Raw genomic sequence first — 26,214 nt, 5'->3', positions numbered from 1 at the left:
GTCCGGAGCGGCAATCGATGAGCGGAGAAACAAACAACCATCGCACCGGCCATTGCCTCTGCGGCGCCGTGCGCTATCGCGTCCCCACGCCCTCAGAGGGCGAGATCGCCCATTGCCATTGCAGCATGTGCCGCCGTGCGGCCGGCGCCGTCGCCGTCACCTGGTTCACCGTGCCGACGGAAGGCTTGGAGATGCTGGGCACGCCGCTGGAGATCTACAAATCGTCAGCCGAGGTGGAGCGCGGCTTCTGCCCCACCTGTCACACGCCGATCAGCTTCTGGTCCTCAAAGTATCCCGACACGATAGACGTCACATTGGCGACATTGGACCATCCCGAGGAATTTGCCGCCCAGATGCATATCTGGACCGAAAGCCGTCTACCCTGGCTTAAACTCGACACCCATCTGCCGGACCGCTTAGGCGATCCGGATGAAGACGACCTGCATTGATCGCCGAAACCACGCCCTTGCGACAGGGCGATACGGTTCGTTTCGTTTCCCCTGCCAGCACGCCGGACAGGAACGCCGTGACGGTTCAAGGGCAAACATTTCAGAGCTGGGGCCTGTCTGTCGAAATTGCGCCGCACGCCTTCGACCGGCAAGGTTTCTTGGCTGGAACCGACGGCGACAGACTGTCAGATCTGAACGACGCCTTTCGCGACCCCAAGGTGCGCGCCGTCATTACCACACGCGGCGGAAAGGGCTCCTACAGGATAGCCCACCTGCTCGATTTCGATGCCATCCGTCGTGATCCGAAGCCATTGATCGGTTTCAGCGACATCACGGCACTTCATCTCAGTATTTGGAAGAATGCCGGTGTTCCCTGTGTCCATGGTGCTCTTACCGAGGACGAGACGGGGCGCCTTAGCCCCTCTGCCGCGGAGTCTCTCCGGCGAATTCTAATGTCCCGCGATCCGGTTATCCTGCATAGCGCCGCCGACGACCCGACAGCTGCGCTGACGACTTCCGGCAAGGCATGCGGGCCATTGATCGGTGGAAACCTGGATATGATCGCGACAACCGCCGGCTGGGCACTGCCCCCTCTGAACGGTGCAATCTTATTGATCGAGGCCGTCGGCCTGCATCCCGGTCAGATGGACCGTCCTCTGACAATGCTGCGCCAGGCAGGACATCTGAAGGGCGTTGCCGGATTGGCCATCGGCCGTTTCACCGATTGCCCCCCGGGACGGGAGGGCAGCCAAATCGAAATGCTGCGCCAGCACTTCATGGCGCTAGGCGTGCCGATCTTGGGCGGACTTCCCTGTGGCCACGGGCCGCACGCCTTGAGTGTCCCGCTTGGAGAAATGGCAATCCTCGACGCCGATGCCGGCACAGTGTCGGTACGCGGCGAGGACCCCGCCGGATTCGATTTTCAATGAAGCAAGGCGCATGGGCGGCACGGCGATTCGGAATAACGAAGTCCAAGTCGAGCCTTTGAGTGCCGCCCATGCTCCCGTACCCCCCGGTACGGTTGGCTCAAACTAGTGCGAACGGCTCGCAAAAGTCCATGCACGAAATATGCATTAATTTGCATATTCATCATTAATGTTAACCGTTCGTGTCAGATTCAGCGTTTTTCCATCCCTCATTACCGCGACGCTGCAATTTGATTTTTCACCTTTTCCATTTTTCACCAATCGAGCGTGGCAAGGGCGATTTCGCCGCCCGAAATGCGGAGATGAGGGAAAGGGATTCGTCCCTGTTTGAGGGCCCGCGAGGGACCGCAGCCGCACCTGCACCCCGTTAAATGCGCGGCCGTGTCGCGACACCGGCCCGAAGGTTGTTGAACTCCAGACCGCCGGGGTCCGCATAGACAGGGCCCGGCGCAGCGGCGACCCAGACATCCCGGGCAATGGGTTGAAAGTCCGCCCTGAAATGGACGGAGCTTTTGACGATCACCAAGTCGTAGTCCGAAGGCTCAGCACCCAGATGCCGGAACATCGACTGGTCACCAGCCTGCATGGAATTGGACATGATCGCGACATGGACGCCTTTGCAGTCGAGCAACGCCATTCTGCCCATCTGGAATTTCGCACCGCCCCACATCGGACCGGTGCCCTTGAAGACACCATCACCCAGGGCAAGAACCGTTGCCTCCACCTCCACCGGCTCGTCGCCGGGGAACAATTTTCCACCGATCTTCGCGGTGAAGGTCCCGCCAATTCCGGTATCATGGGCTTTGTCGGCTGTTTCCGGATCGGTGAAAACGCCGATCAACGCATCCTGCCGACCCGCCTCCAAAAGCGCCCGCAGCATGCCGGTCGTATCACCGGGACCGCCGCCGCCCGGATTGTCCTGGCTGTCAGCCACGACCAAAGGTTTCCCGTTCCCCACATTATGGCCGAGGCGTACCGCTTCATCCGGCAGATAGATCTTGCCCGCGAAGTCCGGTTCCGCTGCCTGAACGGCGGCCATCATGACATCCGCCGCTTCGTCCGCGTCCTTCTGGTTGTTCGCATAGGCCACGACGGATGGGCCGCAATGATGGATATCGGCCAAGGGAAAACCACAGGCGAAGGACAGGGACATAACGCCACTCTCCAGACCGTCCTGAAGGTTCTTTTCATAGAGCGTTTGGGCGGGGTCGTGAAACGTGCATCCCCATTGCAGCGGAATCAGGAAGTCCGCTTGCCGGAAAGCCTTGGCGGGTTTCGTCCCCATCGCCAGAATCGTCAGCAAGTGCCGCGCGGCGCGCGCGCCGGTTTCCGCCATGTCCGTGTGAGGGTAATTCCGGTAGATCTCGATCAGGTCGGCATGCTCGACCATTTCAGGCGTCACATTGGCGTGCAGGTCCATGCTTATGGTAATTGGCTTGTCCGGGCCGACAACCTCACGCACCCGGCGCAGTAATTCCCCCTCCCCGTCTTCGTGATGCTCGCAGACCATAGCGCCATGCAGGTCCAGATAGACCGCGTCGACCGGCATCGCACTCCGCAGGCGTTCCAGCATCAAACCGGCAATTCGCTCATAAGCATCTTCGGTCACATGCGCGCTTGGGGTTGCAGACGCCCAAGCCAGCGGCACGAGATCCACGCCAGCCGCTTTCAGAACGTCGCAAGCACCGGCAATCGGTATATGAACACCCTCGATCTCATCCCATATCTCCTCACCGACGATCAGGCGCGGCCAGGCGTCAGCGCGTTCGAATGCCTGAAAGTCCGCCTTCACCGGCGCGAATGTATTGGTCTCGTGCTGAAATCCACCGACGGCGATACGCATGGAAAAATCCCTTGTGCAACGTTTCGAAACGCAGCGAGGTTAGGCCATCGCCGCCAAGACGCAATCCGAAACAGTTGCATTGATCGTCAAATAAATAGCCGTCCCGGTGATCAGCCCCCTCCGGAATGGACGCCACCGATATCACGGTCAGGCCGCTTCAGCCCTACCGGTAAGTTTGCTGACAAGATCGGAAATCTCGATTTCAGCGGCTTCAAGTGACGCCTTGAGACGGTCGTCCGCGAATTCGTCGTATTCAACGGCAATCGAGTGCATTTCCGTGATTCCGATATACGCCATTGGAGTTCGAATGCCGGGTTCCACGTGGTTCATGTGTTCCAGCGGCTGACCTTGGCCATAACCGTAATCCCCGCGTGACGACAGGGTGATCAGGGTCTTCCCGCCCGGAACCATTGGCCAATACGGTACGCCGGGGCGCCCCCTGTCGAAACCGAATGTGCGCCCGACACGCACGATGTTGTCGATATAGGCCTTGAACTGGGCCGGAACACCGAAGTTGTACATCGGCACAGCCGCCACGATCACGTCCGCGGCAAGCAACTCGTCGACAAGCGTATCGCTCTCGGCCAGTTCTTCCCGCATCCAAGGTTCACGGTCCCCTTCAGGTGTAAAGGCCGCGTGGATCCATCTTCCCGTTACCGGGGCCGGCGGGTTTTGACCAACATCGCGGTAGACGACCGTGTCCGACGGGCGTGCGGCGCGCCAGGCATCCGCGAAGACGGCGCTTAACCGGCGGCTGTGGGAACCATGCGGTGTCTCATCCGACCGCCCGGGTCGGGCGCTTGCGTCAATGTGCAGTAGTGTGGGCATGAAAGGGTCTCCGATCCGGGATTGCTAGTTGCGTTATGGCGGGTCGAACTAGGGGCGAAACGGGTCGGAATACAAAATCATCCTCATCATCTATAGATGAGTCATTGTTATTTATTGATAACATAAAGTGCCCATGATCGGGGATATTTGGCTTTCCAGGCCAATCTCTATGAATGTATAAATCGACATGATCCACGCCATGCCATCCTTGATATCGCTGCGCGCCTTCGAGGCCGCCGCGCGCCTTGGAAGCTTCAAACAAGCGGCCGAAGAACTTTCGGTCACACCGACTGCCGTTTCGCATCATATCCGCAGCTTGGAAGAAGCGCTGGATCTGCAACTCTTCGTGCGGGAAACCCGCGCCGTGCGATTGACGGACACAGGCAAGCAATTGGCCGGACGCTTGACGATCGCCTTCACGGAGATTTCCGATGCATTGGCGGATGTCCGGGTTTCGGAAAACGTCCTGACGATGACGACCACACCGGCCTTCGGCGCATTGTGGCTGGCCCCCAGACTGGAAGACTTTCAAAAGGCCCATCCGGAAATAACAGTTCGCCTTGAAACCGGCACCGCGCCGGTCGACTTGATGCGGGATAGGCGCATTGACCTTGCCATCCGATATGGCGGCGGGGATGGACCGCTTTTGGCACAAACGCTGCCGCATGAGCGCATCGGCCTGTTTGGGTCAGAAAAACTGGTTTCAGAGATGGACGGACGAATTGACGACGCCACCATCCTTTGCACCGAATGGGAACAGCCGGATTTGGCGCCCGTGCGTCTCGACGAATGGTTGCAAGCGGCACAGTTCAAAGGGCGAACCACAATCCGAAAATTTGCACAGGAGCATCACGTGGTCCAATGCGCGGTGGCCGGACAGGGCCTTGCGCTTCTCAGCAACGTTCTCGCCGACGATCTCGTCGCGCGCGACCTGTTGGCCCCGTTCCGGCCTGATGTGACCGTGCCCGGTCGCTCCTACAAAATCCTGTGCCTGCCGGAACGCCGCCGCGTCCGAAAGATTGCGCGTTTTATAGAATGGCTTGAGCACGGCCTGACCCAGCCCGCGCAGGCAAACACCACAGACCGGTTACAGGTGATCCAACCGTGACGGCGCCTTCCGAATTCATGATCTCTTTTCGTCAAAAAGGATGGTGCAAGTTCCCGTACGACAAGCACCTTGCGGACTGGATCGACTTCGCCCTCCCCCATGCGCGGGCGACTGTGACCGACCCCGCCTTTGCAGAGTGGTACCGCTATGGCGGGACCTGGTTCGCAGGCGTCAACGCCTTGCCGAACGATGCGACTGGCGCGGTGCCCGGCGGACCGCCGATCTCGGGACAAGCCGTCGATTTCATCCGTGACGCATTGGGGATGGCCAATCTAGGGGCAGACATGCCTTGGGACCGGGCGCAGATATCTGTCTGCTATCCCGGTTACCCAAAACCGATGGACGGTGAGTCGAAAGCGGTCTTCGATTTCCGCCGGAACCGGGACGCCGCCCATGTCGATGGATTACTGCGCGAGGGCACGGAAAGGCGACGGCGGCTGAAGGAATTTCACGCCTTCATCCTCGGTATTCCCGTTGTGAAGTATTCCGAGAATGCCGCCCCCTTCTCGCTCTGGGAAGGGTCTCACATCATCTTCGGGAACTGGTTCCGCGACACTTTTTTGGACGTGCCACCGGAGCGATGGGGCGAGGTCGACATCACCGAAGGCTACCAACGCATTCGTAAACAGGTTTTTGAAACCTGCGAACGGATCACAATCCACGCCAAGCCTGGCGAGGCCTATCTGGCGCACCGCCACATCCTGCATGGCATGACCCCTTGGGGCGAGAATGCGGAAGCCGGGCCGGACGGACGGATGATTGCCTATTTCCGACCGGCCCTGAACAGTCCAACCGAATGGCTCCTCGCTTCGTAGTCTTTCAGGCATATTGAAAGCACCACCGTCCCATCCCAATGGGACCTCTCTATGCGATCCCCCGTGAAATCACCGCGCAAGTCGAAAGTGTTTTGGAAGAGGGCCGCTATCGTCGTCGTTTTGAGCCGCCGCAGCGTATTGCGCGCCGCCTAGGCCGAAGGACCAGTTGACCCGGTCGGTCTCGACAAGGTTGATAAAGACGTCCTCCGCCCGCAGACCCGGGCCCTCCACCAGGAGGTCACAGATGCGCTGGAATAGGGCTTTCTTGGTTTCCAGGGGCCGTGTGTTACTGGCGGTGATCTGGATCAACACAAGGTCGTCGCTGCGTTGGATATCCATATAGCTTTTACCGTAGGAAAACGCATCCGCGCCATGCTCGTCGATCACGATGAAACGGTCGTCCTCCGGCACATCGAAGGTCTCGCGCAAGGCGTGATAGATCGCATCCATGATCGCATGTTTGTAGGCGGCATCCTTACCGGCGCGCATTGAGATTCTGACGAACGGCATTTCTGAACTCCTTCTCAAGATGATCGACGGACAGCCAACTGGCGTTCCTTTATCGAGAAGGTATGGGTGGACGCATGATAATAGAAATTGATAGTTAATATATCTAACATTATATTTAGCAATCATGAATGATGAATTGCGCATCCTGGATCTAAGGACCTTCTCGTCGGTTGCCGACACGCTGAGTTTCACGCGGACCGGCGACACATTGGGCGCGACCCAGTCTGCGGTCAGCCTTCGTATTCAACGCCTGGAAAAGCAGGTCGACCGAAGGCTGCTCGCCCGCACGCCCCGCGGTGTCGCCTTGACACCGGACGGCGCGGACTTCCTTTCAGAGGCGCGACGTCTGCTGGATCAGCACGATGCCCTCCTCCGACGCACCGGCTCCTCCAACGCGCCGACGGAACTGAAACTGGGCATCAGCGATCACTTCGCCGGAAACAGCCTGCCCAGCATACTTGCGCATCTAAACCGGGCCGTGCCGGATCTGCGTCTTGACGTCGAAATCGCGGAAACCGCGTCTCTGTTTTCGGCTTTTGAGGACGGCGCATACGACGCCGTCATCCTGCGCGAACTCGTTGGAGAAAGCCCGCCAAAAGGAAAAGCTGCGGGGATCGTGCACAGGTTGGAGGCTGAGCGCCTGCGGTGGTTCGCCCAAAAGGATTTCGTTTGGCCAAATGCCACCGCCCTCCCCGTCGCCACGCATTCCCCCCGCTGCCTGATCCGCGCCGCCAGCCTGAACGCCTTGGACAAAGCGGGAATAACTTGGCGCGATGCGTTCACCGGCGGCGGGATCGGCACCCTGCGCGCGGCGGTGACTGCGGGCCTCGGCGTGACCTGCCTGGGCGAACAGAACCGACCGGATGACAGCCGCGACGTGACCGAGGAGTTCGCCTTGCCCTTGCCGGGGTCTGCGGCTTTCACCTTGATGATCCGGTCAGGCATGCCGTTATCCAAGGCACAAACCAGCGCCGTCATTGCAGCGTTCAAACGCAGCTCACGATGACCCCGATCACGGTTCAGGGCTTTCGGCCTCGCCAAGGGCATGTCCACGATGCAAGCCTGCCGTGACGGTTTCCATCACTTACCCAGTTGCCCCATTGCGGGATATGTCCTAAACGAGCGCCCCATAAGGGGATCGCGACCGGCCACCCGGCGTTCTATTGTGACGCGCCGCACTGACAGGCCCCCTCCCCGCTGATTAATCGAGATGATTGACCATCCCCGCCGCCGACCAACGCGGCAGGACCGGAGTATTAAAATGCCGAACCGTTCGTCCTTCGTGACAGACTTTCCGTGCGTAAAGCTCATGCACGGTCCGACCCCCTTCGAATACCTGCCGAACCTGACCCGCCACCTTGATGGGCCGAAGGTTTATGTGAAGCGGGACGACTGCACGGGATTGGCGATGGGCGGCAACAAGGCGCGGCAGTTGGAGTACTATTTCGGAGAAGCGCGCCAGAAGGATTGCGACACGGTTCTGATCACCGGCGCGGTCCAGTCAAACTTCCTGCGCATGACCGCCGCTGCCGCCGCGAAGCTGGGCATGGCTTGCGAAATACAGCACGAAGACCGCGTCAAAGGCATGGACGAGCATTACCAGAAATCTGGTAATGTTCTGTTGGACAAGATCCTTGGCGCGAAGATTCACACCTATCCGAAGGGCGAGGACGAAGCCGGCGCCGATGCGGCGCTGGAGAAACGCGCCGCCAAGCTGCGCAAGGAAGGAAAGACCCCGTATGTCATTCATCTGGGGCCGGATCACCCGCCGCTCGGCGCGCTGGGCTATATCGATTGCGCGCAGGAAATACTCGACAACGCACGCGATGCGAAGGTTCAACTCGACGCCATCGTCGTGCCGTCCGGCAGCGCCGCAACCCATGCGGGCCTACTGGCGGGACTACGCCTGATCGGCAGTTCGATGCCGGTGTTGGGCGTCTGTGTCCGCCGGGACGCAAAGCAACAGGCCGAACGAGTCGCGACGCGTACCCAGGAAGTCTTCGACATGTTGTATTGCCGTCAAAGGGTCGCGAAATCGGATGTCAACGTGACCGACGCGGTCCTGGCGCCCGGTTACGGCAAATTCGGGAAAGACGTTAAGGAAGCGATCCATATGGCCGCGCGTCTGGAAGGCCTGCTGGTCGATCCGGTCTATAGCGGCAAGACCCTGGCGGGCCTCATCCACGCGATCCGCAAGGGTGTGTACAAGAAAGGCCAGTCGGTCTGTTTCATCCATACCGGCGGCACGCCCGCCCTATGGGGTTACGAAAGCCAATTGTCGAACTGAACGTCGCGCAGGCAACGCGACAGCGTTCATCCTGTCAGCCAATCGTCATCGTCTTTCTTCGCCAGCAAAACCTCGCCTTTGCGGAAGGTTTCCTCGAACCGGTCCAAACCGTGGCTGCCGCCGTTGACCAGTTTTCGCGCCTGGGCAAGGTCGCGCCCAAGGATCGCGTATTTGATCATGCGGCGCTTATTGTCCAGAAAAGCTGCCAGGATCTTGGCCGCCAGTTCCGGTTCGTTGGCGCGGTCGGGGTCTTCTTCCAGGGTGTTTCCGATCCCAAGCGCTTCTCCGATGCGCCGATAGTTCGAACGTCCGGTCAATTGGATGAAGCCGCGCCCTTTGAATTTCTCCCCGTCGCCGGGGTAGAGATTGCCCAGATTCTTTCCAATATTTGTCCCCGGATCGTACAGACCGAACGGCGGACCGTCGGGTGAGGTGTTGTACTTGGACTTCCCTTCATCGATCGGTTCGAAGCCTTCGGATTCGGCTCGGATCGTGCCCAATGCCATCAGCACCAGGTCGCGGTCGTCCATATCGGCACCTTTCAGCGCCGCAAGAACATGCGGAAGATGGGTGTGGATATTCCAGGCCGAGGTCGCGTTCGGGAATATGTTCCGCACAACAACTTCATCGACATTGGCGATGACCGGATCGGGCGTGAGGGTCTTGTCTTCCCCATCCATGCCGATAGTGGCTTGGGTGATTTCATCCGCGATACCCGTGGGCGTCAGGCCGTTCGCCGCCTGGCAGGCAACCACGGCCGCCTTTGTTCCGCGTCCAAAATCGCCGTCAACCGGTTTGGCATCAAGCCCGGCAAGGCAGAGCAAGGCCTGCAACCGAGCAACTGCGTCCCCCTTGCTGCCAAGTTTCAGGTCCGCCATGGCGACTAACATCCATATCCATAATACATGCCAATACCCTAACACCGTTTACGCGAACACTTAAACACTTGTGCGACGCGTATCGCGTGTCTTTCTTACGCCATCAACCGGTATCCGGATCGGCGGCGGCCAAATGAAGCTTACCGGGTGGTTTCCACAGCCTTGGTCCCTGTGGCACACTGCCTGGACAGATCTACACACCGTGACATCCCAAAAAAATCGTCGGCCAGGAGGAAGACCATGGAAACAATCGCCACACAGGGCATCGACATCCCACGCCTGGGCCTCGGCACTTTTGGGATGACGGGCGCCGAAGCGCAGGCTGCGGTGGAGAACGCGGCGTCTCTCGGCTACCGCCATTTCGACACCGCGACCATGTATGAGAATGAGGACGCTGTCGGCGCGGGCATCGCCGCGACGGGCTTGCCGCGTGAGGACGTCTTCATCACCACGAAGGTCTGGCATACCCATCTTGCCCCGAACCTGATGCAAGGCGTCTTCGAACAGAGCTTGGAAAAACTGGGCACCGACTATGTCGATTTGTACATGGTCCATTGGCCGACGCCGGATATGGACCTCGCCGCAACTCTGGAAGCGATAATCAGGTTGAAAGAGCGCGGGTTGATCCGCGCCATGGGTGTCTGCAACTTTCCCCTCGCCCTGATGCGCAAGGCGATGGACGAGATCGGCGCCCCGCTGGCTGCGCTTCAGGTGGAATACCACCCCTTCCTGTCCCAGGCGACGTTGTTGGATTACGTGCAGAAAAAGGGCATGGCGATGACCGCCTATTGCCCGGTGGCCAAGGGGACGTCATCGGAAGATGCCACGCTTGTCGCTATCGGCCAGAAACATGGTGTCGGCGGTGCGCAGATCGCCTTGGCCTGGCTGCTGGACCAGAAAGGTGTGGTCGCCATTCCGAAGGCGGCGAGCCCCAAGAACCAGCAAGCCAATTTCAGCGCGCTCAATGTCCGGCTGGACGACGAAGACCGCGCCGCCATTGGCGCCCTTCCGAAAAACAAGCGTCTCGTAAATCCCGCCTTCGCCCCGGTTTGGGATACGGAATAAGCCGGCGGAACGCATTCCAGCCGAGACAGGTCTTCTGCAACATACCGAGATGCTGCGGCGCACAAGTTTTGGCGCAATTTTGTTGCACCGCACCATTTTCATGTTCTAAAACACCGAATAGCGGAAACAATTCCCGCAATTACGGGTCTAAAAAGCTATTTGGAGCATGAAATGAACTTATTTTTGAGAACCACAGTCGCCGCGGCATTGCTCGCCGCGATTCCCTTTTCGTCGGCATTGGCAGACGAAGTCCAACTCGACAAGCCGGAAGCCGGCGCAACATTGCATGGCAACGAAGTCGATATGTCCGTCTATTTCACGGAAAGCGAAAACGGCAAGTACATTGTTGTTGGAACCTATTTGGGCAAGACGAGCCAAGACGTTCCCAGCCGCTTCGTCATGGAACTGGCCGACGGCGAAAAGGCTCAATTCGGCCTCCCCGCCAAACGAGGCAGCCTCTATGTCATCGCGCGTGAAGGAAACCGGGTCACGGTCACCGATCTTCCCGTCAACCGCCCTCACGCCAGCTGAAGTCGGCCGAAACACGTGAACCGGGGCGCCATGTTTCGCCCCGGTTCGGTTTCGAACATCCTGCGTCTTACCGCTTGCTCCGCTGTCCCCCCGTCCGACGCACGCCCGGAATTAATACCGACGGCCACGCGCGTTCAGGCCAGAAAATGGCGGCTGCGCAGCATAAGCCTTCATCCATCGGACCGATCGGGCCGCCTTCCGGCACTTCCGGCGTGTGATGACTGAGCGATCGCTGGGAACCCCAGTTCTAAAAGCGGCAACGCAGAACAAGTCGCATAGTGCAACGGTATTTGACGGAAACGGTGCCGTTTTGTGAATTTGACACCATCCTATATAAGAACATTGTGGTTTTATTAACGGTTTAGGTCGTAGAAAATTGGCACTGCCTTTGCTGCGTTCAGCCAAACCGTTCAGGATATAGTCGTCGTTATGACAGATACGCTGATTTTCGCCTCCCCCATAATGCGGACCGGCCCCGAGAAACCGGCATCGGACCCGTGGAAAATCCTGGTCGTCGACGATGAACCGGATATCCACGCCATCACGAAGATCGCCCTCTCGGATTTCGAATTGGACGACCGAAGGATCTCCCAACTCCACGCATATTCCGCCAAGGAAGCGCGGAGTATTCTGGAGGAAAACCCCGATATCGCCATGCTGCTGCTGGATGTCGTGATGGAATCGGATGGGGCCGGACTGGACCTCGTGCACTATATCCGAAACGTTATCGGCAACACGACAATGCGGATCGTCTTGCGCACCGGTAATCCCGGCCACGCACCGGAACGTCGTGTCATCGCGGAATACGACATCAACGATTACCGGGAAAAGTCGGAACTGACGACGCAAAAACTGAACACGGTGATGTACACCGCGCTAAGGTCTTATCGGGATATCCTGGCGACCGAGAAAGACAAGGAAAAGCTCGAAAAGCTCGTCGATACGACGGCCAATCTGTTTACAAAACGGACCCCTGGAGAGCTTGCAGCCTATGCGATTGCGCAGGCCTGTACCCTGCTCGACCCCGCGTCGCGGCAAGGTGAACAGCAAGAAAAAAGCACCGAAAACGCCTTTATGGCGATCGTCGGGGAAGATCAACGGATCAGCATCCTCGCCGCATCCGGCAGTTTCGGTTCGCTTGAATCCGACACAACGATTGACGATCTACCGGACGACTTGTCTGAAGACATCCAGGTAAGTTTGGCGCAAGACAGGCTCTATCACAGCGAAGGCAGGCTTGTGGTTCGTATGCAGGCTTCGGAAAATCGCAACTACCTGATATGTATCGAAGGGGTGGGCGAATTGCGTGATATGGATAAGCGCCTGCTCGATATGCTCATGCGCAATAGTGTCATGGCGTTCGATACAATGGAAAAGGCGAACCTGCCACCATCGGCCGATATCGTTCGAATTCACTGACACTGGGCCGTGTTGGCGCCAGCCTTGGACGCGCCAACCTAGCTGTGGCTGTATCCGGTTTGAGCGAGTGCGAGCTCTGCACCATCCGCATCCAGAACGGACACGCCCGACCCTTTCTTGAATTCCCCGATCCGCGTTGCGGCGACACTGTGTTTCCGCGCGGCGGACAGGAATGCATCCTCCGCCGCGACCGGGACGGCAGCTAGAATTTGGTAATCGTCCCCGCCGCTCAACACCGACGGCAGACGGTCTGGGCAGTCGGACAGAATTTCAGCGGCGGCGTCTGAGACAGGAACCGATATCGCGTGGATCATGGCCCGAAGGTCGGACGCATCCGCCATATGCGCCAAATCCGCGACCAAACCGTCGGAAATATCCATCGCCGCATGGGCGATCCCGATCAGCGCCGCGCCAAGGGCAACCGGCGGGTCCGGCAATTCGTACCGCTGGACCAGATAGTACCGCGCATTCCAGTTCAGTTCGGGAAAAGCACCGCGTGCGCATTCCAGGCCAAGCGCACCGTCGCCGATCGTCCCAGTCACATAGATCAGATCGCCCGGCCTCGCCCCGCCGCGCCGAAGTATTTTCCCAGCGGGCGCCAAACCGTAACCGGTCAGGGTCAGGACGACTGGTCCCTCGGTCTTCACCGTATCCCCGCCAGCGAGCGTAACGCCATAGCGCTCCTGATCCCGGGCCAATCCATCGCAGAAACCTTCGAGCCATGCGTCGTCGATCTTTGCAGGCAAAGCCAAATTCATTGTGTACCAGACCGGCACTGCCCCTTTCGACGCCAAGTCGGACAAGGTCACGCGCAACAGTTTGGATGCAATGGAAGCCGGTTTTTCCGGGCCGAGATAATGGATCTTCTCGACGATTGTATCGGTGCTGACGATCAAATCCTGATCATTGGGCACCGGCAAGGCGGCGGCGTCGTCATTGAGGCCGTCCGCGCCGTCGAAGCCCTTAGCCAGCGGCGCGAAAAACCGGGCTATGCGTTCGAACTCACCGCTCACCGTCATCGTCATCTACATCGTCGACCACGTCGGCTTCGGTATCCGCCATCAGTGCATCGGCGCCTGTTTCCCGCAGCAAGGCGACGCGCGCTTCTTCAGCCGCTTCCGCAAGTTCGCCTTCCCGATAGGTCTTGGAAAGCTTATCCAAGCAGCCGTTGACGATGCCCGGTTCCCCGCCGCCGAAGAAGGCGTGTCCGATATGCACGTATTCGGAAATCAGGATCGGCGGGTCGAGATCCCCGCGGGAGATCAATTCCAGCGCGCCGGCCCGGACGATTGCGCGCAGGACCGCTTCCATGCGCGCCACATTTCGCCCGGTGCCCAGGCATTCGTCCACCATGCGGTCCAGTTTGTCGGTATTCAGGCTGACACCTTCGACGACGCCCTCGAAATACTTCACGTCGACCGGGATGTCCTCTTCGTCCTGAAGGTCCGTCACACCGCGTTCCTTCATCGCCGCGATGACGACTTCCGCCGAACGGCCCGACAATTCCATCTCGTAAAGCGCCTGCACGGCGGCCAGGCGCGCAGCGCTGCGTTTACGACGCCCCGCCGGCACGCGGCCCGTTGTTTCCCGGCTTTCCGATTGCTCGGTTTCGTCAGTCATCAGGAACGCCCCGCCCCGCCGTCGATCTCTTCCCGGGGATACAGGTTGAACGCGCGCTTGTGTTCAATCATGCCCAGGCACGCCCGCGCGGCTTCACCGCCCTTGTCCTTCCGGCTCTTCATCGCGCGGTCCATGGCTTGTTCCTGGTTCTCGACAGTCAAAATGCCATTGCCCAGCGCCAGACCGTATTCCAGGGAAAGATCCATCAAACCGCGCGCGCTTTCTTCCGAAATGATGTCGTAATGCGTCGTCTCACCACGGATCACGCAGCCCAAGGCGATATAGCCGTCGAAACGGTGCGTATCGTACAGGTCCTGCTGAATCAGGGCATGGGAAATCGCCGCCGGTATTTCGAAGGCGCCCGCCACCTGGAAGCGCTCATAGGTCGCGCCGACCGCGTCCAAGGCGCTGGTCACGCCGTCCATCGCCGCATCCGCGATCTCATCATAGAAACGGGCCTCCACGATCATAATATGCGGGGGCTTAACATCGTCTGACTTGTTCATACTTAATTTTCCTCGGATATGGGGACCCGTTCGACGATGCTCAGGCCGTATCCGTCCAGCCCAATAACGGTTCGTTCAGTATTCGACAGCAATCGCATTTCGCGGATGCCAAGGTCGAGCAATATCTGTGCGCCGACCCCGTAGTCGCGCAATTCGTTTGTGGCGCCGCTTTCGCCCGTATGGCTTTCATCGCCCGAAAGGCGTTTGACCAGGTCGGAAACAGCCGTCGCCGCGGGTTCTCGGATCAAAACGACGACACCGCTGCCCGCTTCGCCGATCTGCGCCATGGCGCGCTGCAATTGGCCGTTCCGCCCTTGTTCGGTATCGCCCAGCATATCTTCGAAAACATTCACCGCATGCATGCGAACCAAGACCGGCTCTTTGCCGGTTATGGTTCCCTTTACCAGGGCGACATGCTCACCGCCCGTGATGATGTTGCGATAGACGTGGGATGTGAATTCGCCGCCGAAAGCCGACGGGAAGCTGTGCGACCCGACGCGTTCGACCAGCGTGTCGTTGCGGCGGCGATAGGCGATCAGGTCGTTGATCGCGCCGATCTTCAAACCGTGCAACTGGGCAAAAGCGATCAGTTCCGGCAGCCGCGCCATGGTGCCGTCATCGTTCATGATCTCACAGATCACGCCCGACGGGTTCAGCCCCGCCAGACGGGAAATGTCGACAGCCGCTTCGGTATGCCCGGTGCGGACCAGCACGCCCCCTTCCCGCGCACTGAGCGGGAAGATATGGCCCGGCGTCACGATATCCGCCGCGTCTTTCATGGGATCGATCGCGACAGCGACCGTTCGGGCCCGGTCGGGCGCTGAAATGCCGGTGGTTATACCTTCCTTCGCCTCAATGGATACAGTAAAGGCGGTTTCGAACCGGCTGGCATTGGACCGCGACATCAGTTCCAGGCCCAGTTGTTCGACGCGCTGCGGCGTCAGCGCCAGACAGATCAGGCCACGGCCGAACTTGGCCATGAAGTTGATCGCCTCCGGTGTCGCCATTTGCGCCGGGATGATCAGGTCGCCTTCATTTTCCCGGTCCTCGTCATCGACCAGGATGAACATCCGGCCGTTGCGGGCGTCATCGATGATCTCGTCAATCGACGACATAAAATGCAGGTCTTCCGCCGCACGGCGGACATCCTGCTTAGACACCGTTGCGAGAGGGCGCGTATCGGCCAAAGCCTTAACCTTTCATCTCAAGAAGGCGCGCAACATATCGGGCGAGCGGGTCCACCTCAAGGTTAACCTTGTCGCCGACCGCGAGCGTGCCGAATGTCGTGTGTTCCGCCGTATGCGGGATGATATTGACCCCGAAGCGATTGCCTTCAACCTCATTCACCGTCAGCGACACGCCATTGATGGCCACCGAGCCTTTCGGCGCGACGAACGGCGCGATTTCATCGGGCACGTCGAACACCCACCGCACGCTGTCGCCTTCCGGCGTGCTGTCCACGACCGTGCCGACGCCGTCAACATGGCCGCTGACGATATGGCCGCCCAATTCGTCGCCGACCTTCAACGCGCGTTCCAGGTTGATCGGCGTTTCCGCCCGCCAATCGCCCAGCGTCGTCTTGGACAGCGTCTCGGCGCTGACATCCACGGCAAACCAATCCGCAGTTCCGTCCTTACCCTTTTCGATCACCGTCAGGCAGGCGCCGGAACAACAGATCGACGCGCCGATATCGACCCCATCCATATCGTATCGTGTTCGGATCACGAAGCGCGTATCGCCCCGTTGCTCGATGGACTTGACGCTGCCGATATCGGTGATGATGCCTGTAAACATGGTTTATCCGTCCCAATCCAAACGTCGTTTAAGCGGCAATGCCGGCCCGTGCCTCGACAATCGACAACGCGGCCTGCGCGGCTTCCCAACCCTTTTGGACGAAATGGTCCTTGAAGATGCCGGTATGGTGATCCGTTTCCTGATAGTGATGCGGCGTCAGCGACACGGAAAGGATGGGCACGCCGGTATCCAGCCCGGCCTGCATCAACCCATGGACCACGGCCTGCGCCACGAAGTCATGACGATAGATACCGCCATCGACGACGAAAGCGGCCGCGGCCACCGCCGCGTATTTTCCGGTACGCGCAAGGTCGCGGGAAAACAGGGGAAGTTCGAACGCCCCCGGCACGGTGAAAACATCCACCTGATCAGCGGGAATGATCTGTTGAAAACCGGCAAGCGCCTGGTCGACGATATCCGCATGCCAGGCGGCTTTAACGAAGGCGTATCGGGTTTGCCCCACGGTGATCCCCTTTCCTAGTGACACGTCACCCAAGGCGATCACACACGGCACGTCCCGCGGATGCGGGCCGGTCGCATGTTCTCTTCCATCCGGACTATGACCGTCGGCCCAGGAATCTCACCTGGTCTGCTGACCCTTCCCCCTGACAATGAAGAAGGCGCTCGCGGGCTTACGGGCCAATCATGGCAACTGGGCCGCTTACCGCCGGTGGGGAATTTCGCCCCGCCCTGAGAACGAAAAGAGAAGTGGCAGCTAAAATCCCGAAAATCAATGACGCCCGGGCAGTGGAAACGCACTTTTTCGCCATTCATGCGCAACAGCCCCAAAAGCATCACGGCCTAGGACGAAAGAATTTGGATCGAAGAATGGGCTCCGCATGGTGTAGCTTGCGCGCCAAATAGATTTTTTGTGTGGGGGCTTACTGGAATGGACACGGATCTTACAGGCAAACGGGCGGTTATCACGGCGGGCGCGTCGGGCATCGGACTGGCGACGGCAAAGGCGTTACAGGGCGAAGGGGCTAAGGTCTTCGTCTGCGACGTTGACGAAGCGGCGCTGGCCGCCCTGCCGGAAGGCCTGACCGGCGCGAAGGTCGATGTGTCGAAATCAGCCGAGGTGGATGCCTGGCTCTCCCCCATCTTGGGCGACGGTGTCGATTTCCTGATCAATAATGCCGGAACCGCCGGGCCCACCGCCGCAGTGGAAGAGATCGATGACGAGGGCTGGCGTTCCTGCCTCGCCGTCGGTCTGGATTCCCAATTCTATTGCGTGCGCCGCGTGGTGCCCGTGATGAAGAAGCAGCATTCCGGCGCCATCGTGAACCTGACCTCCACCGCCGGCATCATGGGTTTTCCAAACCGCAGCCCCTATACCGCGGTGAAATACGCGGTCGTCGGTCTGACCAAGACCTGGGCCATGGAACTGGGTCGCGACAATATTCGCGTCAACGCCATCGCGCCCGGATCGGTCAACGGCGACCGGATGGACCGCGTCGTCGCCGCCCATGCCAAGGCCGAAGGCGTGACGGAAGATCATGTCCGCGCCATGTACACGCTTGGCACATCGATGGCGTGTTTCGTGGATGCTGAGGAAGTCGCCGATATGATCGTCTATCTCTGCTCAGACCGCGGCAAGCGCATCTCCGGCCAGATCATCGCCATCGACGGCAATACGGAAACGCAGCATCCTCGCGACCTAAACCAGTAGAGGGAGGAAGATTCGATCATCCCAAGCCAGCGGTGTAAATACCCTCATATGTTGACTTACGTTTGAGGTGACAAGTAATGGTAAATTCGGAAGATTTTAGAAATGAGATCCGCGCTCAGATTGCGCGAGCAAAGCGTCAGAAGCGACCCCATGTCGAGATTAATGCTGGAGAACTGCATCGAATTATTGGGGGTTATCCTGGTAGGACTCACCAAATGCCGAACTGTTGCCGCGTTATGCGCCAAGAGGCAGAACATTCGACATGTCGCATTATCTACGAACCTCAGAAGGGTGACGGAGCTGCGTTCACAATAAGGTTTGAATTGGGCTAAGCCGCCTTCTGCTTCGCGAGCGTCGCCACTTCCATTTCCTTGCGCAGCTCATAGGCGGCCGATGTCGTGTCAGCCTCTACGTCCGCCCAGGTGACGACTGCGCCTTCCTTGATGGGGGTCAGCAGCTTCACGTTATGAGCAAGGCCGAGCGGCAAATGCCCTTGCGGGACGGAAATGGAGGACGGGCGCAAGCCGCCGCTGACGGTATAGCCCCCTTCCCCGTCGAGCATTTCGCCGGCGGCCAGGTCACGCTTGGCGACGGCCACCGCATCCGCATTGTGGCAGGTGGCGAAACCGGTCGCTTCCTTGCGCAAGCCCACGGCGGCGATGGAAACGCCCAGCTCCAGACCGATCATGTGCCATTTCTTGAACAGCGACATGTAACGTCCACTGGGATCGGTGGTGACCTTGTATTCCTCAAAACAGTTTTTGATGTAATCCGTATCGCCCCGGAAACAGACCCAGACGCCCTTGCGGATATCGTTCTGAATCTGCTCGCCGTCCCGCGTCAGGCAGGAGACGACTTCCACAATGCCTTCATGCGCCAGGACGCCCCCTTCGGATTCCGGGCGCATCAGGGTCGGGATGTCGTCGACGGAGCCCGGCGGAAACAGCAAGCCTTCGGCGGGCACCGCAAGGCCGGTCGCATTGGCGATGGCCGCGGATTCGATGGCCGGCTTCGACCCGTCCAGAAAGGCGTTGAACATCTTCGGGTTCAGCCGTCCGCGTTCCGCCTGTTCCTTGGTCAGACCCCAATGGTCCCAGACCGTTTCCGGCGTGGAGGCACGGTATTTCGGCAACCATTTATGCCCGCGCCCCGCCGCCGTGACGATGAAGCCGCAGGTCCGCGCCCAATCGACCAGATCGCAGGTCAGCGCCGGTTGGTCGCCATAGGCCATGCTATAGATCACGCCCGCTTTTTCCGCCGCCTGGGCCAAACCGAAACCGCAAAAGGCATCCGCTTCCACCGTCACATTGATGACATGCTTGCCATGCCCGAAAGCGTAGAGGCAATGCTCGACAGCGGCGGGTGGATGGCCGGTCGCTTCGATCACGATCTCAATTCCCGGATGGGCGATCAGCGCGGCGGCATCCTCGCCCACATGCGTCGTGCCCTTGGCGAAGGCATCGTCCAGATTGGCCGCCGCATAGCGCTCGGTGGGCCAACCCACGAAATCAAGGTTGGATTTCGCGTTGTCCGGCGACAGATCGGCGACCCCGACCACATGAATGCCCGGCAGGCGCGACGCCTGGGCCAGGAACATGGAGCCGAACTTGCCCGCCCCGATCAGCCCGACCCGGATCGGATTGCCTTCCTCTGCACGCTTCTGGAGTTTGGGGAAAAGGTTCATGCGAGTCTCCTGGCTATCAGAGGCTATTTGTTCAGCTCTTTAGATACCGAAAGACGATCTCTCGCCTCCGATATTGCCCATTCGAGGACCTCGAGCGGTAGATCCGGCTTGTAGAGTGTAACGGTCATCTCGTGAGTGATATCCGAGTAGAAAATCTCGGCGATTGTATTGGCACCGTCAGATCCGGAACCGAGCTCGAGGTACATGCCATCGCGGCTAACATCGCTACCGACAAGGTAGGTGTAAACCTGTCCTTTGAACTCAGCTGTCATTAGCTCATATCCGGGCTATCTCAGCGCACCCGCGCCAGCGTTGCCCGCGCGCGATCTACGATGGGGGCGTCGATCATCTTGCCGTCGACCATATAGGCGCCCGCCGTCGTGGCGTCGGCGGCGGCGACGATCTTCTTGGCTTCCTCGATTTCCGCCTCGCTGGGGGAGAACACCTCGTTCGCCATGGCGGCCTGCGCCGGATGCACGACGGCCGCGCCCCGGAACCCCAATTCGTTGGCGCGTTCCACTTGGGCGCGAAACAGGTCCATGTCGCGGATGATGGTGATCGACCCCGGGAAGCCGATGGGCGTCACGCCCGCCGCGCGCGCGGCGTTCAGTACGGCGATATTGGCCCAGTCGTTCGCGGCAATAGTCGGGCTGTGGCCCATGTCCTTCGCGAAATCCTCCGGCCCCAGCATGGTGCCGCAAACACGGTCGGAGGCGCGCAGGATGGTGGACAGGTTCTCCACCCCCAACGCGGTTTCAATTTGCAGGAACATCAGCGTGCGGTTCCCGCCCCCGCGCTGTTCCTCAAGTTCTTCGAGATATTGGGCAATCACGGAAACCCTGTCCGCGCCCTCCACCTTCGGCACGGTGAGGCAATCGACTCCCGCTTCCACCGCGGCGGCAATGTCCTCTATGGCAAGCAGCCAGGGCGCGTTGACCCGCACCAGGATCTTTTTCAGGCCAAGCCCGCGCAGGGTCGCGACCGCGCCTTTCAGGGCGGCGCGTGCGGCCGGTTTCTGGTCCGGCGCAATGGCGTCTTCCAGGTCCAGGATCACGGCATCAGCCCCCGTCTCAGGCGCCTTGTTCAGATGCTTCTCCGACAAGGGCGACAGGAACATGATCGACCGCGCATCGGCCAGGAACGTCTTTGCGCCATAACTATTTCCGTCTTGGCTCATTCAGCCTCCCCTTGCGCCGGCGCTTCGAACCCCAGCTCTTTTAAAATTTCTTGTGTATGTTCGCCGATCCTGGGTGCGGAGCGCATGTCACGGGTGGGCGCGTTGCCGAAACGGATCGGCGCGCCCGGCGCGGGAATGGTCCCCAATTCCGTGTCCGGCTGATCGACCAGCGCGCCGCGCACCCGCATGAAATCGTCTTCCAGCAAATCGCCGGCATCCATCACCGGGCCGACCGTGACGCCCGCCTTGTCGAACAGGTCGAGGCTGGCCGCCCGGTCGCGGGTCTTCAGGAAAGCCTCGATTTCATCATCCAATTCGTGGCGATGGGTGATGCGCGCGGCATGGTTCGCGAAACGCGGATCCTCGCCCAGTTCAGGCTTGCCCATGGCTTCGAACAGACGCCGCACCATCGCCTCGGTCGCGGCGGAAAGCGCGACGAATTTTCCGTCCCCGCATTCATAGACATTGCGCGGCGCATGGGTTGGCGAACTGGATCCCTGGCGCGGTGTTGATCTGCCCGTCAGCTTGGCTTCCAGCGTCAAGGGACCGAGTACGGAAAACAAAGGCTCCAGCAGCGACATGTCGACGACATCGCCCTGCCCCGTCGCCTGGGCCTGGCGATGCGCGGCCAGGATCGCCACCGCGCCGAAAACGCCCGCATAGGCATCCGCCATGGCAAACGGCGGCAGGACCGGTTCGCGATCCGCGAAACCGTTCATGGCGGCAAAGCCGGAATAGGCCTCGATCAACGATCCGAACCCGCCCTTATGGGAAAACGGGCCGCTCTGTCCCCAGCCGGAAATCCGCAGAATGACGACGCGCGGGTTGATCTTCCAAATCTCTTCCGGCGCCAGGCCCATCTTTTCCAAGGTGCCGGGCCGGAAATTCTCGACCAGCACATCGGCGCTCGCCAGCAAACCTCTCAGAATGTCATTCGCTTCCGGCGCGCGCAGGTCCAGGCCGAGGGACCGCTTGCCCCGCCCATAGACTTTCCACCAGGTCTCAAGCCCCTGACAGGTCCAGTTGCGCAGGTTGTCGCCGGTCGTCGGGTTTTCGACCTTGATGACATCCGCGCCCAGATCGCTGAAGACCTGCGTCGTGATGTTGCCAGCCACAACCCGCGACAAATCGATGATCCGCATGTCGGCGAGGATGGCGCTGGCTTTGGGTATATGCTGTTCCGTCATGCCATTGCTCTACCATGACACCCCGGAAGGCGGTAGATGGCCCAACCGCCGCGTCCCATAAAAGGTGAAATGACGAAATCGGCGGATCGCGCGCCCGCTCAATTGCGGATATAGCGCACCATCGTGTCGCTGCCGACCGGTTCGACGGATACCCGGTGGAACCGGTGCAGACCGGCAAGTTCGGTTGCCGCTGTCGGCCCGACGACCGGAATGCCGTTACCCCCGATCACCATCGGGGCGGAGACGCAAATGATCTCGTCCACCAGATCGGCGGCAATGAAGGCCGCGGCGACATTTCCCCCGCCTTCGATCAACAGGCGGGTAATGCCCCGATCACCCATCGCCGCCAGCATGGATGCCGGGTCCGGACGCTCACCCGCGCCGTTCCCCAAATCACGGTCCGTCCATGTCGGCGCATCGTTGCTCAATATCGCAGCGCCGGGCGGAATACGGTCCTTGCCGTCCAGAACGACGCGGACAGGCTGCCGCCCCGCATAGCCCGGCAGGCGACAAGTCAGTTGCGGGTCATCGGCCATGACGGTGCCGATCCCGACCAGGATCGCATCGTTCTCGGCCCTCAACTTATGGGCAATCTGGCGTGCTTCGGGACAGGTGATCCACTGACTTTCCCCACTGGCGAGCGCGATGCGCCCATCCATGGAAATCGCCATTTTCAAGGTCACCCAGGGTCGCCCCTTGGCAAGGCGGCTGAAGAAACCTGCATTGGCGTGGCGCGCCGCATCGGCCATCAGGCCCAGGTCGACCTGCACGCCCGCTTGCCGCAAACGGTCATACCCGCTGCCCGACACGCGCGGGTCCGGGTCCTGCAACGTGCCGACGACCCGGGCGACGCCGGCCGCGATGATCGCCTCCGTACACGGGGGTGTTTTTCCGTAATGATTGCATGGCTCCAGCGTGACATAGAGCGTGCCGCCCATGGCCGCCGCGCCGGCGCGTTCCAGGGCGATTGCTTCGGAATGGGGCCGTCCGCCCGGCTGGGTCCAGCCGCGCCCGACGACCATGCCGTCAGCACTCACCACCACGCTGCCGACGGCAGGATTGGGCCAGACATTGCCCAGCCCCCGTCGGGACAAGCCCAACGCGGTCCGCATATGCCGTTTATCAATTTCGGAAAAACGCGACCCGCCGTCTTTGGCGGGTGCAGCCTGTTCAGTCGTCGCCATCCGGCCGCACTTCATTATCGATGAAGGCACCGAAGTCACTTACTTCGCGGAAGTTCCGGTAGACAGACGCGAACCGGACATAGGCGACTTGATCCAATTGATGCAGCGCCTCCATGACCATCTCACCGATGGTCTCGGCGCGAATTTCGCTCTCCCCGCTGCTTTCGAGGCGGCGGACGATGGAATTCACCACCCGTTCGATCCGTTCGGGATCTACATTCCGCTTGCGCAGGGATGTCCGCATGGAGCCGAGCAGCTTTTCCCGATCGAAGGCTTCGCGCTGCCCGTTCTTCTTCATCACCGTCAGTTCACGGAGTTGGACCCGTTCGAAGGTGGTGAAACGCGCGCCGCAATTCGTGCACAAGCGCCGACGGCGGATCGCCGCATGGTCCTCGGTCGGACGAGAATCCTTCACCTGCGAGTCGTCATTGCCGCAAAACGGACAGCGCATGCTTTCACTCCCCGGTACCCCAAAACGATACCTTATCCAAATGTTCGACCGATTTTCAGGGTCGCGGGACGGCTTGAAGTCCCCGTAACTGTCCCGAACCGGCGTTTTCCGATGACCGGCCTATATTGCGACAGGCACCCCTGTTCTTACAACATCTAGCCCATGAAAAGTGCCTTACTCGGCAGAAAAAAAATGGGGCCGGCGCAAAATTCTCCGCCGGCCCCGCAAATGAGCTGGATATGGACTTAGTACAGTTCTTTGTAGATCGGGAACTTGTCGCAGATCGCTTCAACGCGCTGACGCACGCTGTTCTCGACCGCCGTGTTGTCTTCCGGATTGGCGGCAAGGCCGTCCAGAACTTCGACGATCATTTTGCCCAGCTCCACGAATTCAGTCGTTCCCAGGCCGCGCGTCGTCGCCGCCGGGCTTCCCAAGCGCACGCCGGACGTGATAGCCGGCTTTTCCGGATCGAAGGGAATGCCGTTCTTGTTACAGGTGATCCCTGCCCGCTCCAGGCTCTTTTCCGCGATGTTGCCCGTCACGCCCTTGGGACGCAGATCGACCAGCATGACATGGGTATCCGTGCCGCCGGAGACGATATCCAGGCCGCCATCGACCAGCGTCTGGGCAAGCGCCTTGGCATTGTCGACGACTTGTTGGCTATAGGCCTTGAATTCCGGTGTCAGCGCCTCACCGAAGGCGACGGCCTTGGCGGCAATCACATGCATCAGCGGGCCGCCCTGCAAGCCGGGGAAGACAGCTGAGTTGATTTTCTTGCCCAGCGCTTCGTCGCGGCTGAGCACCATGCCGCCGCGCGGGCCGCGCAGGGTCTTGTGCGTCGTCGTCGTCGCGACATGGGCATAGTCCAGCGGGTTCGGGTGGACGCCGGCGGCGACCAGCCCCGCGAAATGGGCCATATCGACCATGAAATAAGCACCGACAGAATCCGCGATTTCGCGGAAGCGCTTGAAATCGATGATCCTCGGATAGGCCGAGCCGCCCGCGACGATCAGCTTGGGCTTGTGTTCCTGCGCCAGGCGCTCAACCTGATCGAAGTCGATCAGCGCGTCTTCCTTACGCACATCGTATTGAACCGCATTGAACCATTTACCCGATTGGTTCGGCCCCGCGCCGTGGGTCAAATGCCCGCCGCTGGCCAGGGAAAGCCCCATGAAGGTATCGCCCGGCTGCAGTAGGGCCATGAAGACCGCCTGGTTGGCCTGGGCGCCGGAATGCGGCTGAACGTTGGCGAAGGAGCAATCGAAGAGTTGGCAGGCACGTTCGATGGCGAGCTGTTCCGCGTCATCGACATAGACGCAGCCACCGTAATAGCGCCGCCCGGGATAGCCTTCGGCGTATTTGTTGGTCATGACCGAGCCCATGGCCTGCATCACCGCCCGGCTGACGATGTTTTCGGAAGCGATAAGCTCCAGCCCTTCCTGCTGCCGGCCCAATTCGTTCTTGATGGACTTGAAGACAGCCGGGTCGGCTTCGCTCAAGTCACGGCCGAAAAACTGGTCGAGATCCATGGTGGGTCCTGCACTGCTCATCTTCTATCCCCTCTTGGCGCCCGCATGGCGGGTCCTGGTCGTCCTATGCCCGTTGAAAAGCATCGATTAAGCGAAGCCATGCTGATACGCCCCGCCTGGGGCGGGAAATATCGGCGCAGCGGCGATTTACGACATCTTGGAGACGCGCGGCTGATGCCGGCCGCCTTCAAATTCGGTCGCTAAGAAAGTCTTCAGGCAGTCCGCCGCCACTTCCGCGCCCAATGTCCGGGCGCCGAGAACGAGGACATTCGCGTCGTTGTGCTGCCGCGACAGCCGCGCATCGGTCGCGTTGTGGCACAGGGCGGCACGAAGATGGCGATGCCGGTTCGCCGCGATCGAAATCCCGATCCCGGTGCCGCAGACAAGAACGCCGCGCCGCGCCGGTCCGGTCTTCAAAGCATCGGCCAACTTGTCCGCGAAGTCAGGATAGTCGACCGAGTCCCCGGTATTGGTGCCAAGGTCGAGGACCGAAAAGCCCATCCCTCGCAGCTGTTCAGCAAGCGCGTTCTTCAATTCCAGGCCCGCATGGTCGCCGGCAATCGCGATAGTCTCGTCCGTCATCGATATCCCGACCCCTTGCAGGCCGGCCCCCTTCTTTAACCCAAAAGGCGCCGCGCAAGGGCACCGGATGACAGGATACAAACAGCCGCCGTTTTCCGAGGGGAAACCGGCCAACCACGCGTCACCGCCATTTGTCGGGTTTACCTGCGGCGGTCGATATCACAGGAAGCGT

The 26,214-nt window shown here is 60.1% G+C and carries 28 protein-coding genes and 1 riboswitch; of the genes, 10 read left to right on the top strand and 18 right to left on the bottom strand.

Annotated elements, in window-relative coordinates:
• Window positions 1-17 precede the first annotated feature (17 nt).
• Together EOI86_RS08235 and EOI86_RS08230 are read left to right on the top strand one after the other, a co-directional pair.
• Complete coding sequence (locus EOI86_RS08235) at window positions 18-449, top strand: GFA family protein (RefSeq protein ID WP_127764592.1); 432 nt, start codon at window positions 18-20, stop codon at window positions 447-449.
• Window positions 446-1,378, top strand: coding sequence for a S66 peptidase family protein (locus tag EOI86_RS08230; protein WP_205032105.1), 933 nt, complete (start codon window positions 446-448; stop codon window positions 1,376-1,378). Before EOI86_RS08235 ends, EOI86_RS08230 begins: the two co-directional genes overlap by 4 nt.
• A 364-nt stretch (window positions 1,379-1,742) precedes the next feature.
• On the opposite strand, the gene EOI86_RS08225 is transcribed toward EOI86_RS08230, so the two are convergent.
• Together EOI86_RS08225 and EOI86_RS08220 are read right to left on the bottom strand one after the other, a co-directional pair.
• Entirely contained in the window at window positions 1,743-3,218 is a 1,476-nt protein-coding gene (locus EOI86_RS08225) for a M81 family metallopeptidase (RefSeq protein WP_127764591.1), read from the bottom strand.
• Window positions 3,219-3,365: 147 nt separating this feature from the next.
• Window positions 3,366-4,046 (bottom strand): FMN-dependent NADH-azoreductase, encoded by a 681-nt coding sequence (locus EOI86_RS08220; protein ID WP_127764590.1) that lies wholly within the window; start codon window positions 4,044-4,046, stop codon window positions 3,366-3,368.
• A gap of 199 nt (window positions 4,047-4,245) precedes the next feature.
• Here EOI86_RS08220 and EOI86_RS08215 point away from each other — a divergent pair, with 199 nt between their 5' ends.
• Window positions 4,246-5,154: a LysR substrate-binding domain-containing protein gene (locus EOI86_RS08215; RefSeq protein WP_161973747.1), complete on the top strand. Its 909-nt coding sequence runs from the start codon at window positions 4,246-4,248 to the stop codon at window positions 5,152-5,154.
• The gene (locus EOI86_RS08210) at window positions 5,151-5,969 is read left to right on the top strand and encodes a hypothetical protein (protein WP_205032104.1); all 819 of its coding nucleotides are present in this window, start codon (window positions 5,151-5,153) and stop codon (window positions 5,967-5,969) included. Before EOI86_RS08215 ends, EOI86_RS08210 begins: the two co-directional genes overlap by 4 nt.
• Before the next feature lie 69 nt (window positions 5,970-6,038).
• Here the strand turns inward: EOI86_RS08210 and EOI86_RS08205 are convergent, their stop codons facing one another.
• Window positions 6,039-6,479, bottom strand: coding sequence for a tautomerase family protein (locus tag EOI86_RS08205; RefSeq protein ID WP_240035591.1), 441 nt, complete (start codon window positions 6,477-6,479; stop codon window positions 6,039-6,041).
• Between the two features lie 124 nt (window positions 6,480-6,603).
• Between EOI86_RS08205 and EOI86_RS08200 the strand changes: the two genes are divergently transcribed.
• Together EOI86_RS08200 and EOI86_RS08195 are read left to right on the top strand one after the other, a co-directional pair.
• Window positions 6,604-7,485 (top strand): LysR family transcriptional regulator, encoded by an 882-nt coding sequence (locus EOI86_RS08200; protein ID WP_127764588.1) that lies wholly within the window; start codon window positions 6,604-6,606, stop codon window positions 7,483-7,485.
• A gap of 255 nt (window positions 7,486-7,740) precedes the next feature.
• Window positions 7,741-8,766, top strand: coding sequence for a D-cysteine desulfhydrase family protein (locus EOI86_RS08195; protein ID WP_127764587.1), 1,026 nt, complete (start codon window positions 7,741-7,743; stop codon window positions 8,764-8,766).
• A gap of 26 nt (window positions 8,767-8,792) precedes the next feature.
• On the opposite strand, the gene EOI86_RS08190 is transcribed toward EOI86_RS08195, so the two are convergent.
• Entirely contained in the window at window positions 8,793-9,644 is an 852-nt protein-coding gene (locus tag EOI86_RS08190) for a peptidoglycan-binding protein (protein WP_127764586.1), read from the bottom strand.
• Window positions 9,645-9,884: 240 nt separating this feature from the next.
• Here EOI86_RS08190 and EOI86_RS08185 point away from each other — a divergent pair, with 240 nt between their 5' ends.
• The 3 genes from EOI86_RS08185 (at window position 9,885) to EOI86_RS08175 (ending at window position 12,659) form a co-directional block, all read left to right on the top strand.
• The gene (locus EOI86_RS08185) at window positions 9,885-10,709 is read left to right on the top strand and encodes an aldo/keto reductase (protein ID WP_127764585.1); all 825 of its coding nucleotides are present in this window, start codon (window positions 9,885-9,887) and stop codon (window positions 10,707-10,709) included.
• A 171-nt stretch (window positions 10,710-10,880) separates the two neighbouring features.
• A complete protein-coding gene (locus EOI86_RS08180; protein ID WP_127764584.1) occupies window positions 10,881-11,240 on the top strand; it encodes a hypothetical protein in 360 nt (119 codons plus the stop codon).
• 429 nt (window positions 11,241-11,669) lie between these two features.
• Window positions 11,670-12,659 (top strand): DUF3369 domain-containing protein, encoded by a 990-nt coding sequence (locus EOI86_RS08175; protein ID WP_127764583.1) that lies wholly within the window; start codon window positions 11,670-11,672, stop codon window positions 12,657-12,659.
• A gap of 38 nt (window positions 12,660-12,697) precedes the next feature.
• Here EOI86_RS08175 and thiL read toward each other — a convergent pair whose 3' ends face one another.
• From thiL to EOI86_RS08145, 6 genes are all read right to left on the bottom strand, one after another.
• A complete protein-coding gene (gene thiL / locus EOI86_RS08170) occupies window positions 12,698-13,684 on the bottom strand; it encodes a thiamine-phosphate kinase (protein ID WP_127764582.1) in 987 nt (328 codons plus the stop codon).
• Window positions 13,662-14,279, bottom strand: a complete 618-nt coding sequence (gene nusB / locus EOI86_RS08165) for a transcription antitermination factor NusB (RefSeq protein ID WP_127764581.1) — start codon at window positions 14,277-14,279, stop codon at window positions 13,662-13,664. Before nusB ends, thiL begins: the two co-directional genes overlap by 23 nt.
• Entirely contained in the window at window positions 14,279-14,785 is a 507-nt protein-coding gene (gene ribH, locus EOI86_RS08160; protein WP_127764580.1) for a 6,7-dimethyl-8-ribityllumazine synthase, read from the bottom strand. The genes nusB and ribH overlap by 1 nt, the downstream gene beginning before the upstream one ends.
• 2 nt (window positions 14,786-14,787) lie before the next feature.
• Complete coding sequence (gene ribB / locus EOI86_RS08155; protein WP_127765183.1) at window positions 14,788-15,900, bottom strand: 3,4-dihydroxy-2-butanone-4-phosphate synthase; 1,113 nt, start codon at window positions 15,898-15,900, stop codon at window positions 14,788-14,790.
• A 76-nt stretch (window positions 15,901-15,976) separates the two neighbouring features.
• The gene (locus tag EOI86_RS08150) at window positions 15,977-16,579 is read right to left on the bottom strand and encodes a riboflavin synthase (protein WP_127764579.1); all 603 of its coding nucleotides are present in this window, start codon (window positions 16,577-16,579) and stop codon (window positions 15,977-15,979) included.
• A 28-nt stretch (window positions 16,580-16,607) separates the two neighbouring features.
• Window positions 16,608-17,042, bottom strand: a complete 435-nt coding sequence (locus tag EOI86_RS08145) for a 6,7-dimethyl-8-ribityllumazine synthase (protein WP_127764578.1) — start codon at window positions 17,040-17,042, stop codon at window positions 16,608-16,610.
• A 73-nt stretch (window positions 17,043-17,115) separates the two neighbouring features.
• Window positions 17,116-17,281: riboswitch (FMN riboswitch) on the bottom strand.
• Between the two features lie 187 nt (window positions 17,282-17,468).
• Between EOI86_RS08145 and EOI86_RS08140 the strand changes: the two genes are divergently transcribed.
• Window positions 17,469-18,248: an SDR family oxidoreductase gene (locus EOI86_RS08140; protein WP_127764577.1), complete on the top strand. Its 780-nt coding sequence runs from the start codon at window positions 17,469-17,471 to the stop codon at window positions 18,246-18,248.
• A 328-nt stretch (window positions 18,249-18,576) separates the two neighbouring features.
• Here the strand turns inward: EOI86_RS08140 and EOI86_RS08135 are convergent, their stop codons facing one another.
• The 8 genes from EOI86_RS08135 to rpiB all read right to left on the bottom strand — a co-directional run bounded on the left by EOI86_RS08135 (window position 18,577) and on the right by rpiB (window position 26,042).
• The gene (locus EOI86_RS08135; RefSeq protein WP_127764576.1) at window positions 18,577-19,932 is read right to left on the bottom strand and encodes an NAD(P)H-dependent oxidoreductase; all 1,356 of its coding nucleotides are present in this window, start codon (window positions 19,930-19,932) and stop codon (window positions 18,577-18,579) included.
• A gap of 23 nt (window positions 19,933-19,955) precedes the next feature.
• Window positions 19,956-20,204 carry a hypothetical protein gene (locus tag EOI86_RS08130; protein ID WP_127764575.1) on the bottom strand — a complete coding sequence of 83 codons (249 nt, stop codon included), beginning with the start codon at window positions 20,202-20,204 and terminating at the stop codon, window positions 19,956-19,958.
• Window positions 20,205-20,224: 20 nt separating this feature from the next.
• Window positions 20,225-21,109 (bottom strand): HpcH/HpaI aldolase/citrate lyase family protein, encoded by an 885-nt coding sequence (locus tag EOI86_RS08125; RefSeq protein WP_127764574.1) that lies wholly within the window; start codon window positions 21,107-21,109, stop codon window positions 20,225-20,227.
• Entirely contained in the window at window positions 21,106-22,296 is a 1,191-nt protein-coding gene (locus EOI86_RS08120; RefSeq protein WP_127764573.1) for a CaiB/BaiF CoA transferase family protein, read from the bottom strand. Before EOI86_RS08120 ends, EOI86_RS08125 begins: the two co-directional genes overlap by 4 nt.
• Before the next feature lie 98 nt (window positions 22,297-22,394).
• Entirely contained in the window at window positions 22,395-23,480 is a 1,086-nt protein-coding gene (ribD, locus tag EOI86_RS08115) for a bifunctional diaminohydroxyphosphoribosylaminopyrimidine deaminase/5-amino-6-(5-phosphoribosylamino)uracil reductase RibD (RefSeq protein ID WP_240035590.1), read from the bottom strand.
• A complete protein-coding gene (gene nrdR, locus EOI86_RS08110; protein ID WP_127764572.1) occupies window positions 23,467-23,931 on the bottom strand; it encodes a transcriptional regulator NrdR in 465 nt (154 codons plus the stop codon). Before nrdR ends, ribD begins: the two co-directional genes overlap by 14 nt.
• Window positions 23,932-24,176: 245 nt before the next feature.
• The gene (glyA, locus tag EOI86_RS08105) at window positions 24,177-25,481 is read right to left on the bottom strand and encodes a serine hydroxymethyltransferase (RefSeq protein WP_127764571.1); all 1,305 of its coding nucleotides are present in this window, start codon (window positions 25,479-25,481) and stop codon (window positions 24,177-24,179) included.
• Between the two features lie 126 nt (window positions 25,482-25,607).
• Window positions 25,608-26,042 carry a ribose 5-phosphate isomerase B gene (gene rpiB, locus EOI86_RS08100; protein ID WP_127764570.1) on the bottom strand — a complete coding sequence of 145 codons (435 nt, stop codon included), beginning with the start codon at window positions 26,040-26,042 and terminating at the stop codon, window positions 25,608-25,610.
• Between the last annotated feature and the right edge of the window lie 172 nt (window positions 26,043-26,214).

Origin of the sequence: Hwanghaeella grinnelliae (genome assembly GCF_004005845.1) — a bacterium.
Taxonomy (GTDB): Bacteria; Pseudomonadota; Alphaproteobacteria; order UBA8366; family Aestuariispiraceae; genus Hwanghaeella; species Hwanghaeella grinnelliae.
Note: the sequence above shows the minus strand (reverse complement) of the source record. Positions and strands in the feature narration are given on the sequence as shown.

What these genes read in the sequence shown, in the direction of transcription:
- EOI86_RS08235 (WP_127764592.1), top strand. Translation starts at nt 18, where the DNA reads ATGAGCGGAGAAACAAACAACCATCGCACCGGCCATTGCCTCTGCGGC.
- EOI86_RS08225 (WP_127764591.1), bottom strand. Translation starts at nt 3,218, where the DNA reads ATGCGTATCGCCGTCGGTGGATTTCAGCACGAGACCAATACATTCGCG.
- EOI86_RS08220 (WP_127764590.1), bottom strand. Translation starts at nt 4,046, where the DNA reads ATGCCCACACTACTGCACATTGACGCAAGCGCCCGACCCGGGCGGTCG.
- EOI86_RS08215 (WP_161973747.1), top strand. Translation starts at nt 4,246, where the DNA reads ATGCCATCCTTGATATCGCTGCGCGCCTTCGAGGCCGCCGCGCGCCTT.
- EOI86_RS08205 (WP_240035591.1), bottom strand. Translation starts at nt 6,479, where the DNA reads ATGCCGTTCGTCAGAATCTCAATGCGCGCCGGTAAGGATGCCGCCTAC.
- EOI86_RS08200 (WP_127764588.1), top strand. Translation starts at nt 6,604, where the DNA reads ATGAATGATGAATTGCGCATCCTGGATCTAAGGACCTTCTCGTCGGTT.
- EOI86_RS08195 (WP_127764587.1), top strand. Translation starts at nt 7,741, where the DNA reads ATGCCGAACCGTTCGTCCTTCGTGACAGACTTTCCGTGCGTAAAGCTC.
- EOI86_RS08190 (WP_127764586.1), bottom strand. Translation starts at nt 9,644, where the DNA reads ATGGCGGACCTGAAACTTGGCAGCAAGGGGGACGCAGTTGCTCGGTTG.
- EOI86_RS08185 (WP_127764585.1), top strand. Translation starts at nt 9,885, where the DNA reads ATGGAAACAATCGCCACACAGGGCATCGACATCCCACGCCTGGGCCTC.
- EOI86_RS08180 (WP_127764584.1), top strand. Translation starts at nt 10,881, where the DNA reads ATGAACTTATTTTTGAGAACCACAGTCGCCGCGGCATTGCTCGCCGCG.
- EOI86_RS08175 (WP_127764583.1), top strand. Translation starts at nt 11,670, where the DNA reads ATGACAGATACGCTGATTTTCGCCTCCCCCATAATGCGGACCGGCCCC.
- thiL (WP_127764582.1), bottom strand. Translation starts at nt 13,684, where the DNA reads ATGACGATGACGGTGAGCGGTGAGTTCGAACGCATAGCCCGGTTTTTC.
- nusB (WP_127764581.1), bottom strand. Translation starts at nt 14,279, where the DNA reads ATGACTGACGAAACCGAGCAATCGGAAAGCCGGGAAACAACGGGCCGC.
- ribH (WP_127764580.1), bottom strand. Translation starts at nt 14,785, where the DNA reads ATGAACAAGTCAGACGATGTTAAGCCCCCGCATATTATGATCGTGGAG.
- ribB (WP_127765183.1), bottom strand. Translation starts at nt 15,900, where the DNA reads ATGTCGTCGATTGACGAGATCATCGATGACGCCCGCAACGGCCGGATG.
- EOI86_RS08150 (WP_127764579.1), bottom strand. Translation starts at nt 16,579, where the DNA reads ATGTTTACAGGCATCATCACCGATATCGGCAGCGTCAAGTCCATCGAG.
- EOI86_RS08140 (WP_127764577.1), top strand. Translation starts at nt 17,469, where the DNA reads ATGGACACGGATCTTACAGGCAAACGGGCGGTTATCACGGCGGGCGCG.
- EOI86_RS08135 (WP_127764576.1), bottom strand. Translation starts at nt 19,932, where the DNA reads ATGAACCTTTTCCCCAAACTCCAGAAGCGTGCAGAGGAAGGCAATCCG.
- EOI86_RS08130 (WP_127764575.1), bottom strand. Translation starts at nt 20,204, where the DNA reads ATGACAGCTGAGTTCAAAGGACAGGTTTACACCTACCTTGTCGGTAGC.
- EOI86_RS08125 (WP_127764574.1), bottom strand. Translation starts at nt 21,109, where the DNA reads ATGAGCCAAGACGGAAATAGTTATGGCGCAAAGACGTTCCTGGCCGAT.
- EOI86_RS08120 (WP_127764573.1), bottom strand. Translation starts at nt 22,296, where the DNA reads ATGACGGAACAGCATATACCCAAAGCCAGCGCCATCCTCGCCGACATG.
- ribD (WP_240035590.1), bottom strand. Translation starts at nt 23,480, where the DNA reads ATGGCGACGACTGAACAGGCTGCACCCGCCAAAGACGGCGGGTCGCGT.
- nrdR (WP_127764572.1), bottom strand. Translation starts at nt 23,931, where the DNA reads ATGCGCTGTCCGTTTTGCGGCAATGACGACTCGCAGGTGAAGGATTCT.
- glyA (WP_127764571.1), bottom strand. Translation starts at nt 25,481, where the DNA reads ATGAGCAGTGCAGGACCCACCATGGATCTCGACCAGTTTTTCGGCCGT.
- rpiB (WP_127764570.1), bottom strand. Translation starts at nt 26,042, where the DNA reads ATGACGGACGAGACTATCGCGATTGCCGGCGACCATGCGGGCCTGGAA.